We start from the raw sequence: 13,513 nt of genomic DNA, 5'->3' as shown, positions 1-13,513 counted from the left end.
TGTGAAAAATCGATTTTGTTTCGCATATTGTCAATTAAACCCGGCACGAAATTCCAACAATGAAACAATTAACGATGATGAATCATGCATTGAAAAGCCTTTCCGGTTTTTTATTAATCCTTTCACTAGGCGCCAGTTCAGCTAAAGCGCAGACAGGCGCCACCTATACAAAGTATGTCAACACATTTATCGGCACTGCCCCGCTAACGGATCCGAAAATACTGGGCTATGAATTGCCTAAAGGCTGGAGATCATGGGCAGGACTTACCTTTCCCGGCAGCTCTCTCCCCAATGCCATGGTACAACTTAGCCCCATAACCGAATATGGCTCCGGCGCGGGATATGAATATGAAGACTCGATCATCTACGGATTTACACATACCAACAAAGGCCACTGGAACCTCTGTAATATTCCATTGCTGCCACTTTCCCAACCCGGTGAAAAATTTGGCTCCCGCTTCTCCCATAAAAAAGAAAGTGCGGCACCTGGATTTTACCAGGTATACCTGGACGATTACAACGTGGATGTACGGCTCACCTCTACGCTCCGCTGCGGATATCACCAATATGAATACAAAAACAACAGCGACCGGCAGATCCTGTTTGATCTCGCAAAAGCCAATAACCATGTATCCAACTGGAGTATTGAGCAGGTAGGCAATAATGTGCTGCAAGGCTACCAGCAAACCGGCGAAAAGATCTTCTTTTACGCCACCCTCAATACGCCCGTTGCAAAACTCGAAAAAACAGCAGAAGGCCAGCGTAATGGCTTTGCAATAGTACACATCGCTGATGGTGCCAACACTCCCGTAGAACTGAAGATAGGCTTGTCTTTCGTGAGTGTGGAAAATGCAAAACAAAACCTGGAAACAGAAATCGGGAATAAATCATTTGCCGATATCCGCAACGAGGCCACCAGCAAATGGGAAACATTGTTATCTACCATCCAGGTAACCGGAGGCACCGACAAACAAAAGCAAATGTTCTATTCCTGTCTTTACCGCTCCTTCCTCTGGCCCGCCCTCCGCAGCGATGTAAACGGCCAGTATACGGATGCTAAAAAGAATGTGGTAAAAGCTGATTTTAACTATTACACAGAACCATCCCTGTGGGATACCTACCGCAATAAAGATGTGCTGCTGGGATTGATTTCCCCGGGTGTCACCCTCGATGTGATCAAATCCATGAAAGATGTGGGAGAGAAAACAGGCTTTATCCCCACTTTCTTCCACGGCGATCATGGCGCATCTTCCATTGTGGGCGCCTATCTCAGGGGTATCGATAATTTTGATGTAAAACGTACCTACGAACTGCTGCTGAGAAATGCAAACGTAGAAGGCGGCGCCCGTCCTTACATCAAAGAATACATAGAAAAAGGTTTTATCTCTGATCCCGATGTGGCCAATCCGCATGTAGAAACAAAAGCGAAAGCAGGCGTTTCTAAAACCCTGGAATATTCATACGACGACTATTCCCTGGCACAACTGGCCAAAAAGCTAGGCGATACCGCCAACTACCGGATCCTGATGGCCAGATCAAAGAACTATAAAAACATGTTTGATCCATCCATCCGGTTTATGAGAGGGAAGCTGGCTGATGGCAGCTGGATCCAACACTTTAATCCGCAGTATCCTTATTACGAATACATGTACCGGGAAGCCAACGCGTGGCAGGTGTCTTTCTTTGCACCACACGACATGAAAGGCCTCATCAACCTGTATGGCGGCAAAAAGAATTTTGAATCAAAACTGGATTCCCTCTTTACCGTTCCCTGGAACCCAAGCTACATTGCAAGGAATGTGGAAACCATGATTGGCCAGTATTGCCACGGTAATCAGCCGGATCATGAAGCCCCTTTCGCTTATTATTTTATAGATAAGCCGGAAAAATCACAGAAAATACTGGACTATATCTTAAACCATCTCTACGGCATAGGAGACGATGGACTCGCACTCTGCGGCATGGACGATGCCGGTGAAATGTCTGCCTGGTATATACTCAGTGCAGCCGGCCTTTACACCTTCTCTGCTACTGATCCGGAATACCTGGTCACCGTGCCACAGTTTGATGAAGTAAAATGGCATACTTCCAGCGGTAAACTCATCACCATCACCAAACAAGGAAAAAGCAGAAACCTCACCGGTATCAAAGTAAATGGCAAAACCAATAAAGGCTACTTTGTATCGCACGACCTGTTTAAAAATGGCGGGAATATCACCGTTGTAACGAAATAAAAAAAGAACGCCGCATTTTAAAAATGCGGCGTTCTTTTTAATACCCTTTGTTCTGTTCCAGGTTCGGATTCAGATCCTTTTCCCCCAACGGAATAGGCCACCAGTAATCCCTGTTCTTATCGAATGTACGGGTTTCAATATTCTTCGCATTATACCCCTGAATACTTGCATTCATGACGGTTTCGGCTGTTTTCCAGCGACGGATATCATTGTAATACAATCCCTCTCCGGCAAACTCCACCCTTCTTTCATGACGGATTTCCTCGCGCAACGCTTCCTTTGTTAACGTTTCAGAAAAATGAGGCATGCCCACCCGATCACGGATCCGGTTGAGCGCAGCAAAAATGGTAGCGTCCGGGCCACTCACTTCATTCTGCGCCTCTGCATACATCATCAGCACATCCGCATACCGCAACACAATGAAATTAATATCCGACTGACCATCTTTCAGATCGGACTTGTCCTTCGGCGGCGCGGCACTGTCGTAAAGACTATATTTCTTCATACCATAACCGGTGATGGCAAAGCGCGTGGCATTGATCACAGCGCCGCGATACATATCTCCCGGGTAAGTAAAGGTGCCATATAAACGCGGATCACGGCGGATATACGGGCTATCTGCCTTGTATCCGGAAGCCGGATCTGTAATAGGCAATCCTTTGGTGGTGTAATAGGTTTTCGCCAGATCCAGCAACGGTGCATTGGTGTTATACTGCGTACAAATCAGATCAAACGAACTACCCTGTTGCGGGAAAATATACTGCACATCAAAAATAACTTCCTTGTTATTTTCATTGGCCTGTAAAAATAATCCCCGGTAATTGGCAAACAGATCATATCCGGTACCTCCCAGGTTCATCACCGCCTTGGCAGCATCTGCAGCGGCTTTCCATTTAGCCGGATCATTAGCGGTATTCAGTAACGGACTTGCCTCATATAGCAATACCCTTGCTTTCAGCGCCATGGCCGCACCTTTGGTAGCACGTCCCAGATCAGTACCTGTAAACTTAACCGGCAGTATAGCCGTAGCACTGTCCAGGTCAATCAGCACCCGGGCCACCACTTCTGCACGTGGTGTACGTGGCAATTGCGCCTGTGTGGTCTTATCCGGTGGATCCAGGATCAATGGTACCGCACCATAATAATTCTGCAGCATAAAATAATACAAGGCACGCAGGAAATAAGCCTCCCCTTTCATTTTACGTCTGCTGGCCTCATCCAGCACAGTTACTTCGTCTACTTTTGCCAGGAAGGTATTACAACGGCCAATACCACTGTAACAATCTGAATAACGCCCTGTCACAATGCCACCGGTATTCGACATCTGTGTACCACGCGCAATTGAATTGAAACTCAGCGCATCGGTCTGGTTATAGGCATTGGGGGAAAGTGTTTCTTCCCAGAGTGCCGTAGCATTGTTGGATGTTTTACCACCATATACACCGGCATTGCGTAATACAGAGTAACAACCCACCAGTCCTGCATTGGCAGCTTCCGGTGTTTTCCAGAAAGTTTCTTCTGTATAACGGTCGTGCGGCGACGTGTCCAGCAAGCTTTTGTTGCAACCCGCAGCCAGGAGACCTGCGCAGGAAAGTAAGAGATATATCTTTTTCATATTGCTTTTCATTTGATGTTTAGAACGTAACGTTAATACCGCCGTTGAAAGTTTTCAACATAGGATAAGTGTACAGTGTAGTGGCATCCAGTACAGATTCCGGATCAAAATCCTTATAACGGGAGAACGTCAGTAAGTTCTCCGCATTAATAAACACATTCACTTTCTGGATCTTCACTTTCGACAACCATTGCTGAGGCAACGCATAGCCCAGCTGTATATTCTTTAATCTTAAATAAGAGTTATCTCTTAACCAGAAAGTAGAGCGCTGGAAATTATCGATGCTACCAGTACTTGTCGTAACAATAGGCAAACGTGCGTTCCTGTTATCCGGTGTCCAGGCATCCGTCAGCCACTCTTTGGTAGCATTGGCGCCGTTGTTGAACGGATATGCCAGGTTGGCCGTAGGCAATGCCTTGATACCGGCAATACCCTGGAAAGCGGCATTCAGGCTAAATCCTTTGTAACCTACGTTAAAACCAAAGGCATACGTGTATTTAGGTACCGACGAAGAACTGTTAACGATCACACGGTCATCTCCGTTAATAACACCATCTTTATTCACATCTTTATACTTGATGTAACCCGGTTTCGTGTTGGCAGATTGTTTGGCACTGTTATCCACTTCTTCCTTCGACTGGAAAATGCCTTCTGCCTGTAAGAGGTAATAAGCGTCTATGGGAGATCCCGCCTTTGTGATCGTACCGGTGCCGTAAATAATTTCCCCACGCAGATCCACTACTTCATTTTTATTGTACGCCATACTTCCGTATACATTCAGTTCCACACCTCCAAACTGGTCGCGATACTGCACGGTAGCTTCTATACCGGTATTGTCCACCACACCTACGTTCTGTTTGGCGCCGGCCAGGTTGCCCACCTGCGAAGGAAGTCCTACGGTACGAAGAATACCATTGGTCCGTTTCTTATACGCATCAACAGTAAGGCCTATACGATTTTTCCAGAAGTTAACGTCAGCGCCTATATTATAAGCGTTGGTAGTTTCCCATCTGAGCGATGAATCCGCATCGGCTGTTTTGGCCGCACCGGAGTTCAATGCACCACCAAAGCTGTAGTCTTCTCCCAGGATCACAGATGCCTGTGTGCTGTAAAGCGGCACCGCCTGGTTACCCAGTCCACCAGCAGATGCACGGAGTTTCAGTACATTCACAAAATCAGAGTGGAAAAATGCTTCCTTATCGATACGCCATCCGGCAGATACGGATGGGAAAGCTGCCCAGCGGCTTTGTTTACCGAGGCGGCTGGAGCCATCATAACGGAATGTTGCTTCCAGCAGGTAACGGCCATCATAGTCGTAGTTAAGACGACCAAAATAAGATTCCAGTACATCACGTGTATAATTGCCGTTGGTAGCATTCCAGGTGGTACCGGCGTTCAGTGCATCCAGTGTACCATCGAGGTAACCATACATACTGGTTCCCCAGGAATCGGAATCAAAATTATCATAGCTGGCACCCAGCATTACGGAGAGATTGTGTTTCTCTTTGAAAGAACGTTTCCAGTCCAGTGTATTGTAGAAGTGGATGTTCATATCATTGTAATCCGCCTTCGCCGATCTGGGAGCCGTGGCAGGACTATTCCAGTTGATCGCAGCGCCGGTTTTCGGATTAAACGTTTGCATACGTGGTGTGAAGCCACTCAGCATACCATCATATTTATCCACCCCGAATTTGATGTTGTAATTGATATCAAAAGGCAGTTTGTATTCTGCAAAAACAGTAGCCAGGAAACGTTGTACCACTTTCGTCTGCAGACCATTGTAAGCCAGCATACGCGGGTTTTCCCAGTTGTTACGGCCAGCGGTACGAAGCCAGGAATTACCATAGCGGCCATCCGGCAAGGTATCGGTCAGGATGGGTAAAGTACGCGCCAGGTACGACCAGGTATCGGTATAAAACGGCGTGGTATAATTGCGGTAATAACCATCCAGGGTAATACCTGCACGCAACCGTTTGCTCACATCCATAGAGGCATTCAATCCAACAGAATATTTCTTTTCATGGTTGCCCGGTCCAAAGAGAATACCGTTTCTGTCGAGGTAACCCAGTGATAAACGATACTGGTACTTTTCCGCACTACCTGAAATGCTCAGGTCATGCTTCTGGATCACACCATTTTTCAACGCAATTTTATACCAATCGTTTGCAGGATAAGTGAAAGGATCAGACTTCATTCCCTGCTGATACTCTGCGATATCTGCATCTGCATATTCCTGTGCTTTTCCTTCATTGGCAAGCGCCTGATTTTTCAATTTCATGTAAGCAATAGGATCCGTGATTACATCCGGCAGGAAGGTAGCTTTCTGCTGACCGTAATAATAGCTGTAATTCACACGGGAAGCGCCGCGCCCTTTTTTGGTGGTAACGAGGATAACGCCATTGGAGCCACGGGAACCGTAAATAGCAGCGGCCGCATCTTTCAGTACGGTGATGGTTTCAATATCATTCGGATTGAGTTCATCCATAGAATATTCAATACCATCCACGAGTACCATGGGTTCGTTGGCCCTGGCATCACTGCTGCCAAAAGTGTTTACGCCCCTGATACGGATCGTGCTGCGGTCTACTCCCGGCTGACTGTTACTCAAGTTGGCAAATACGCCCGGTACACCATGCAGCGCATTACTTACGTTGGTGAGTGGTTGTCCGGCTTTGTCGCTCATTTGCACCGTGGTGATAGCGCCGGTAAGCGTCGCTTTCTTTTGGGTGCCATATCCTACTACCACTACATCATTGAGTTTCTGGATATCTTCCTGTAATACCACCAGTACCTGCGGCGCCTTTACCTTCACTTCTTTTGGCAGATAACCAATGAAAGTAAATTTAAGGGTGGCGCCGGAAGGCACGGTGAGTTTAAATGCGCCTTCCAAATCAGTAGCAGCGCCTTTACTGGTACCTGCGAGCTGCACATTTACGCCTGGCAGCGGTGTACCGTTAGCAGCGGTTACCCTTCCAGTAACGGGAATATCCTGTGCCTGAACGGACAGGCTGGCAAGACCGATGATCCCTATGCATAGCAACAGGACGGCGGCCGGTTTCAACCCGTGGAATCGTGAAAAGATTTTCATACGTGTGTTTGTTTTTGTTAGTTTTCTGGTTGATTAGTAATGGTCATATACCTGCCTCCTGCAGCCTGTTCGGGTAATCGGTGATAATACCGTCTACTCCCAGCGCTTTCAGCTTTTTCATTTCACTGACATCGTCTACGGTCCATGGAACAATCTGAATATTCTTATCGTGGCATTTCTTTATCAGTTCCGGCGTTACCAGCTTATAGGAAGGATTATAGAAGAACGGGGTAAAGCCGAGTTGATCGAGGTGTTGTTCAAAACCGTTCTTTTTATCATCTGTCAGAAATCCCAGTTTGATAGCGGGATACCTGCGCTGTATTACCTGTAAGGGGCGCATATCGAACGACTGTATCAGCAGGCGTTTCCCCAGCGGCTGCAGTTGTTTCACCGCCATCAGTTTATCGATATACTCTTCCGGCGCCGGTTGTTCTTTACCATCCGTTTTGGCAGATGATTTTATTTCCAGCAGGTAGTACGCCTTCGGCAGATGATGGACCTTCGTATAGGCTTCTACGGAGTCGATCATTTCAGACAACAGCGGCGCGTAAGAACGCATCCGCTGCTGCTCGGGATAAGCCGGATAAGGCTTCTCACCGATAATAAACGGACGGATATCTGCGTAGTTCATCTGGTAAAAAGTATAGTCCGCACGCTTCTCAGCCGGAATATCTTTTCCTTCCGGCGTAGTGGTATAGGAGGGTGTAAAAGACGCGTCGTGATATACAACCACCTGTCCGTCTTTGGTAATATGCACATCAAATTCAATGGTGTTGGCACCGGTTTCCAGGCCGTGATACATCGCAGGAATGGTATTCTCCGGCATCAGGCCACGGGTACCGCGATGCCCTACTTTGTAAAAAGAGGGATAACCATTATGAGCGGTAGCAGACTTAGATGTTTTACAGGCATTGAAGAGGCCGGCTGCCGCTATTGCTGCGGCACAGCCGATTAGACGGAGGTTGATCTGTTTTTTCATTGTGTTTTTTATAACGTGTGATAAATAACGTACACCCGTGCACGTTATCTCCCTGAATAACAGGAATAGTAAAACCTATTTGAGTGACAGGAATAATAAAGCAGCCAGCGCAGCACCTGCTATAGGGCCCAGTACAGGTACCCACGCATAGCTCCAGTCGCTATGCCCCTTTCCTTTGATTGGCAACAGCGCATACATGATGCGCGGCCCCAGATCCCTGGCAGGATTGATAGCATAACCGGTGGTGCCACCCAGCGACAATCCGATAGACCATACCAGGAAAGCTACCGGCAATGCACCCAGTGAACCAAGACCAATCGGTGTTTTCTCCGCACCTACTTCTGCATTGGTGAAATAAAAGATGGTAAAGAGTAAGACAAAAGTGCCGGTGGCTTCACAGATAAAATTCCTGCCCACATTTCGTATAGCCGGTTCCGTACAAAATACCGCACGCTGCAAACCTGTGTCAGGTGTGTTGTTCAGATGATCTTTGTAATTAAGCCATACCAGGAAAGTACCGAGCATGGCGCCCAGCATCTGCATGGCAATAAAAAGCGGTACTTCTGCCCAGTTAAATTTACCGGCAGTAGCCAGAGCAATCGTTACCGCAGGATTCAGGTGTGCACCACTGTAAGGACCGGCCAGCACTACGCCTACAAACACCGCCAGCGCCCAGCCGGTGGTGATCACGATCCAGCCGCTGTTGTTACCTTTGGTATGATGCAGTACCACATTCGCCACTACGCCGTTGCCCAGCAACAGCAACAATGCAGTACCCATTAATTCAGCTAAATAAGGAGACATATGCATAGATTTTATTGTTGAGCCCATGATTTAGCGGCATTCACTGCCCTGTTCCATCCGTTGATCCATTCTTCCCGCTGCGCTGCCGGCAGCTCGGGAGAGAAACATTTTTCCTGTTTCCACTGACGGCTGATTTCTTCCAGATCCTTCCAGTAACCCGTTGCCAAACCCGCCAGGTAAGCGGCGCCCAGCGCTGTAGTTTCCGTAATACCCGGACGTACCACTTTCGTTTGCAGGATATCCGCCTGGAATTGCATCAGGAGATTGTTACCCGTAGCGCCTCCATCTACCCTTAATTCTTTGATGCTGATATTAGCGTCTGCCTCCATCGCTTTCAATACATCCCTGGTCTGATAAGCGATGCTTTCCAACGCAGCACGGGCAATATGCGCTGCGGAAGAGCCACGCGTAAGTCCTACCAGCGTACCACGTGCGTGCTGGTCCCAATGAGGCGCTCCAAGCCCTGCAAATGCGGGCACCAGGTATACACCATCATTTTGTGCCACGCTCGCCGCCAGCGCTTCCACTTCTGAAGAGGAACGGATAATACCAAGCCCGTCACGCAACCATTGTACAATGGCGCCCGCAATAAAGATGCTGCCTTCCAGTGCGTATTGTATCTGTCCGTTTACCTTCCAGGCCACGGTAGTAAGCAGGTTATTTTTACTGATAATGGGCGTGCTGCCAATATTCATGAGCATAAAACAACCCGTACCATAGGTATTTTTCACCATGCCCGGTGCAGTACACATCTGTCCGAAAAGCGCGGCATGCTGATCGCCCGCGATGCCGGCAATGGGAATCTGCACAGCGAAAACGCCGGGGGCCGTTTCCCCGCATACCTCGCTCGATTGTTTTACTTCGGGCAACAACGATGCAGGAATATCCAGCAGGGTAAGCAACTCTGCATCCCACTCCTGGGTATGGATATTAAACAGCATGGTGCGGGAAGCATTGGTAATATCAGTGGCATGCACAGCGCCGTGGGTAAGGTTCCATACCAGCCACGAATCCACGGTGCCAAAGGCCAGTTTGCCTTCGTTGGCCCGTTCCCGTGCCCCGGGTACATGATCCAGGATCCATTTTACTTTTGTACCGGAGAAATACGCATCGATCACCAGACCCGTTTTTTCGCGTACGCTGTTTTCCATACCGCTGGCTTTGAGCGTGTCGCAATAATCGGCGGTTCTCCTGTCCTGCCATACGATGGCGTTGTACACCGGCTTGCCGGTTTCGCGGTCCCATACAATCGTGGTTTCGCGTTGATTGGTAATACCAATAGCCGCAATGTTGCCACCTTCCAGGCCTACCTTGGCCATGGCTTCCGTGGCAACGCCGATCTGGCTGCTCCAGATCTCTACCGGATCATGTTCTACCCATCCGGGCTGTGGAAAAAGCTGGGTAAATTCTTTCTGCGCTGTGGAAATAATGGCGCCCTCATGGTCGAAAATAATGGCTCTTGAGCTGGTCGTGCCCTGATCCATCGCCATAACGTATTTGATCATGTCTTTCTTTTTTCTACGTGGATGTTAGTGTGGTTTGATATTCGTTTATACTATGCCGTTACTTTCAATTGCTGATGGGTAGTACCGTTTGCCAGTACATAGTGTTTTGCTACCTGTAAAAAATCTGCTACCTGTTGTTGTTGCCATGCGAGGTCCTTTCCCATTTCCACGGCCATGATACCGGCGGTTAACGGCGCCATTTCTATGGCGGCCTGTGCATCGAGGAATAAGGCACGTAAGCGTCTCGCCAGTACATCTTCTACGGTTTGCGCCATTTCCTGCTGTACCGCCCAGATCACCTGCGCCTTGATGTAAGGCAAACGGGGATGCAACTGTCCTTTCATTTCCGGGTGCAACGATACATATGCCTGTATCCGGGCGGCATCGCTGCCATATACATCCAGCGGAGCTGGTGCAGATGGTTGTTGCTGATAGCCGTAAATACGCAGTGATTTTGTTTTGCATACCGCCGGTACCAGTCCACCGGTTTTGATGGCCTGCTCCACGGTGTCTTCTGCCATCCTGCGGAAGGTGGTCCATTTCCCCCCCGTGATGGTGATCAGGCCGGAAGGCGCTACCAGTATTTTATGACTACGGGAAATTTCCTTGGTGCTGCCGGTTTCTTTTTGAGGTGCCGCGAGCGGACGTAACCCGGCGAATACACTGAGTACATCAGTGCGTGCGGGTGGGCGCGACAGGTACTTACCGGCGGTATGCAGGATGAAACGGATCTCTTCTTCCAGGGCAATGGGTTCCAGGCTATGCGCATCCAGCGGTGTATCTGTAGTGCCTAATAATACTTTGTTGTGCCATGGCACGGCAAACAATACACGGCCATCGTCCGTTTTAGGAATCATGATAGCGCTGTTGCTGTTCAGGAAAGAAGATTCCAGCACCACATGTACCCCCTGACTGGGTTTTACCATATTCGGTGCAGCGGGATTATCGAGTTGCAATACTTCATCTACAAAAACCCCGGTGGCATTGATCACTGTTCTGGCTGTCAGTTCAAATGTTTCATTGGTTTCCAGGTCCGTGGTACGAACACCATTGATTTTACCGTTGCTGTTTTTCAGCAGCCCGTTTACTTTAAAGTAGTTCAGCAGTACCGCACCGTTTTCTACGGCGGTTTGTGCAATGTTCACGGCAAGACGGGCATCATCAAACTGCCCGTCGTGATAAACGATACCGCCTTTCAATCCTTCCTTGCGGATGGTGGGCAACCGGTTCATTACTTCTGTGCGGCTGATATGCCGGGAGCGGCCCAGGCTCAGTTTACCGGAAAGAAGATCATATATTTTCAGGCCGATGGTATAAAAAGGTCCCTGCCACCAGTTGTACTGCGGAATAATGAACTGCTGATTGTGGGCGAGGTGTGGTGCATTGTTCAGTAAGAGTCCTCTTTCGTACAGGGCTTCCCGTACCAGGGCAATATCTCCCTGTGCCAGGTATCTTACACCACCATGCACCAGCTTTGTGCTGCGGCTGGATGTTCCTTTGGCAAAATCCGCCTGCTCCAGTAACAAGGTCCGGTAATTCCTGGTAGCTGCATCCATGGCTATACCAAGACCCGTGGCGCCGCCGCCGATGATGATAAGATCCCATGGCTGTTTACCCGCTTCCCTTAACTGCCTGATTGATTCAATTCTTTTCATTTTATGGTTCAATGACTTTTAAATAGTTTCATTTATATCGCCTGCAATACTAATAAAAACAAAAAGAAATAATTTGAAACCAAATTAGAAAATAAAATGAAAAAAGAAACAATCAGTGGGATAAACGGAAAAGAAACAAAAGGAAATTTATTAATATATTGTATATTAGTAAATTACATATAACAACACATCTTACTAAAGTTTAAAAAATTTACTTTTTATTTCAATTTTTATTATTTTAAAATGATGAGAACGTTATAATTTCATTAATATGCAACCATAAATAAGCAATTGAAAGTAAATCGACGGATATTTGCCGGGGAGGCAAAATTTTACACCGCATCCCGTGATAACACATTTTAATACGTTAATTTTATCCGATATGTCTATGATCAATATCGCAGAACGTCATAAGTTTATTCTCGGTAAACTACAGGAGAAAGGATATGTCAATGTATTGGAACTCTGTAAAGAGCTGGATGTATCGGGAGTGACTATACGAAAAGACCTGAAACTGCTGGAAGATAAATCACTGTTATTCCGCTCACATGGCGGCGCCACCGTACATAATCCTTACACGATCGATAAACCGGTCAATGAAAAGGAAAATATCCGTCGCGAAGAAAAGCATAATATTGGTCTGGCTGCAGCTGCGCTCATTGTTCCAAACGACGCCATCATTATCGCCTCCGGCACTTCCGTTCAGGCACTGGCAAAAAATATCCAACCCAAAGGACACCTCACCGTTATTACCGGCGCACTCAATGTAGCGCTGGAATTGCTGCGCCGCCCGGAGATTGAAGTCATACAACTCGGTGGGCATCTCCGTAACAGTTCTACTTCTGTTACCGGTTCTTATGCAGAAAAAATACTGGAAGATTTCTCCTGCAGTAAACTATTCCTCGGCGTAGATGGAATCGACCTGGAGTTTGGTCTTACTACCACCAACATTATGGAAGCACATCTGAATCAAAAGATGATGGCCACTGCCCAAAAAACCATTGTGCTGGCAGATTCCAGCAAATTTGGCAAAAGAGGATTCGGTCGTATCTGTGGACTGGAAGATATTGATGAAGTAATTACCGATCACGGTATCGGTGAACATGTAGTAAAAAAGATGGAAGATATGGGCGTAAAAGTGACGATCGTCTGAGTCGTTTACTCAAAATGAAAAAAGAAAAATATCAATGCCGCCCACTCTTTCGGCACGCTACCGGCATAACCGAGGGTAGTGTAGCTGGCATTCACCACCTTTCCGTCTTTCCTGATATATCCCAGAGTGGTGTAACTGCTGCTGACTACTTTACCATCCTCTTTTACATACCCCACAGTAGAATGCCCGGCATCCTGCACCTTTCCGTCACTGCCTACATAGCCAATTGTAACATGGGCGCTGTTCTGCACTTTCCCATCCCGGATGTAACCAATAGTAACATAACTGCCGTTCTTAATCGTTCCATCGCTGCTGATTTTCGCGATCGTACCATAATTGTTGGAACGTATTGTCTGGCCTTTTACAAGACCCGCCAATACAACTAACAAAAGGAATAAGGCCAGTTTCTTCATGGTATGAAATTAACATGAAATACGCATTCTCTGTAATATTAAATGCACCAAATTTTCTTGCAGAGAT

At 47.5% G+C, this 13,513-nt stretch carries 9 protein-coding genes; 2 read left to right on the top strand and 7 right to left on the bottom strand.

Annotated features, from left to right (window positions below; all coding sequences use genetic code 11):
* The first annotated feature begins 59 nt into the window (after positions 1-59).
* A complete protein-coding gene (locus BMW79_RS09060) occupies positions 60-2,234 on the top strand; it encodes a GH92 family glycosyl hydrolase (RefSeq protein WP_245752428.1) in 2,175 nt (724 codons plus the stop codon).
* A 37-nt stretch (positions 2,235-2,271) separates the two neighbouring features.
* On the opposite strand, the gene BMW79_RS09055 is transcribed toward BMW79_RS09060, so the two are convergent.
* The 6 genes from BMW79_RS09055 to BMW79_RS09030 all read right to left on the bottom strand — a co-directional run bounded on the left by BMW79_RS09055 (position 2,272) and on the right by BMW79_RS09030 (position 11,880).
* Positions 2,272-3,849 (bottom strand): RagB/SusD family nutrient uptake outer membrane protein, encoded by a 1,578-nt coding sequence (locus BMW79_RS09055; protein ID WP_089896840.1) that lies wholly within the window; start codon positions 3,847-3,849, stop codon positions 2,272-2,274.
* Between the two features lie 19 nt (positions 3,850-3,868).
* Positions 3,869-6,937 carry a SusC/RagA family TonB-linked outer membrane protein gene (locus tag BMW79_RS09050; protein ID WP_089893437.1) on the bottom strand — a complete coding sequence of 1,023 codons (3,069 nt, stop codon included), beginning with the start codon at positions 6,935-6,937 and terminating at the stop codon, positions 3,869-3,871.
* A gap of 43 nt (positions 6,938-6,980) precedes the next feature.
* Complete coding sequence (locus BMW79_RS09045; RefSeq protein WP_089893435.1) at positions 6,981-7,916, bottom strand: glycerophosphodiester phosphodiesterase family protein; 936 nt, start codon at positions 7,914-7,916, stop codon at positions 6,981-6,983.
* A gap of 75 nt (positions 7,917-7,991) precedes the next feature.
* On the bottom strand, positions 7,992-8,720 hold the full coding sequence (locus tag BMW79_RS09040) for an MIP/aquaporin family protein (protein WP_089893433.1): 729 nt from the start codon (positions 8,718-8,720) through the stop codon (positions 7,992-7,994).
* An 11-nt stretch (positions 8,721-8,731) separates the two neighbouring features.
* Entirely contained in the window at positions 8,732-10,225 is a 1,494-nt protein-coding gene (gene glpK, locus BMW79_RS09035) for a glycerol kinase GlpK (protein ID WP_089893429.1), read from the bottom strand.
* A gap of 50 nt (positions 10,226-10,275) precedes the next feature.
* Entirely contained in the window at positions 10,276-11,880 is a 1,605-nt protein-coding gene (locus tag BMW79_RS09030) for a glycerol-3-phosphate dehydrogenase/oxidase (protein WP_089893426.1), read from the bottom strand.
* Positions 11,881-12,262: 382 nt separating this feature from the next.
* Here BMW79_RS09030 and BMW79_RS09025 point away from each other — a divergent pair, with 382 nt between their 5' ends.
* Positions 12,263-13,033, top strand: a complete 771-nt coding sequence (locus BMW79_RS09025; RefSeq protein ID WP_317042877.1) for a DeoR/GlpR family DNA-binding transcription regulator — start codon at positions 12,263-12,265, stop codon at positions 13,031-13,033.
* 5 nt (positions 13,034-13,038) lie between these two features.
* On the opposite strand, the gene BMW79_RS09020 is transcribed toward BMW79_RS09025, so the two are convergent.
* Entirely contained in the window at positions 13,039-13,446 is a 408-nt protein-coding gene (locus BMW79_RS09020; RefSeq protein ID WP_089893424.1) for a 5-fold beta-flower protein, read from the bottom strand.
* Positions 13,447-13,513: the final 67 nt, after the last annotated feature.

This window comes from Chitinophaga arvensicola (genome assembly GCF_900110835.1).
In the GTDB taxonomy this organism is placed as follows: domain Bacteria; phylum Bacteroidota; class Bacteroidia; order Chitinophagales; family Chitinophagaceae; genus Chitinophaga; species Chitinophaga arvensicola.
This window is presented reverse-complemented; position numbering and strand designations above follow the sequence as displayed.

What these genes read in the sequence shown, in the direction of transcription:
- BMW79_RS09060 (WP_245752428.1), top strand. Translation starts at nt 60, where the DNA reads ATGAAACAATTAACGATGATGAATCATGCATTGAAAAGCCTTTCCGGT.
- BMW79_RS09055 (WP_089896840.1), bottom strand. Translation starts at nt 3,849, where the DNA reads ATGAAAAAGATATATCTCTTACTTTCCTGCGCAGGTCTCCTGGCTGCG.
- BMW79_RS09050 (WP_089893437.1), bottom strand. Translation starts at nt 6,937, where the DNA reads ATGAAAATCTTTTCACGATTCCACGGGTTGAAACCGGCCGCCGTCCTG.
- BMW79_RS09045 (WP_089893435.1), bottom strand. Translation starts at nt 7,916, where the DNA reads ATGAAAAAACAGATCAACCTCCGTCTAATCGGCTGTGCCGCAGCAATA.
- BMW79_RS09040 (WP_089893433.1), bottom strand. Translation starts at nt 8,720, where the DNA reads ATGTCTCCTTATTTAGCTGAATTAATGGGTACTGCATTGTTGCTGTTG.
- glpK (WP_089893429.1), bottom strand. Translation starts at nt 10,225, where the DNA reads ATGATCAAATACGTTATGGCGATGGATCAGGGCACGACCAGCTCAAGA.
- BMW79_RS09030 (WP_089893426.1), bottom strand. Translation starts at nt 11,880, where the DNA reads ATGAAAAGAATTGAATCAATCAGGCAGTTAAGGGAAGCGGGTAAACAG.
- BMW79_RS09025 (WP_317042877.1), top strand. Translation starts at nt 12,263, where the DNA reads ATGTCTATGATCAATATCGCAGAACGTCATAAGTTTATTCTCGGTAAA.
- BMW79_RS09020 (WP_089893424.1), bottom strand. Translation starts at nt 13,446, where the DNA reads ATGAAGAAACTGGCCTTATTCCTTTTGTTAGTTGTATTGGCGGGTCTT.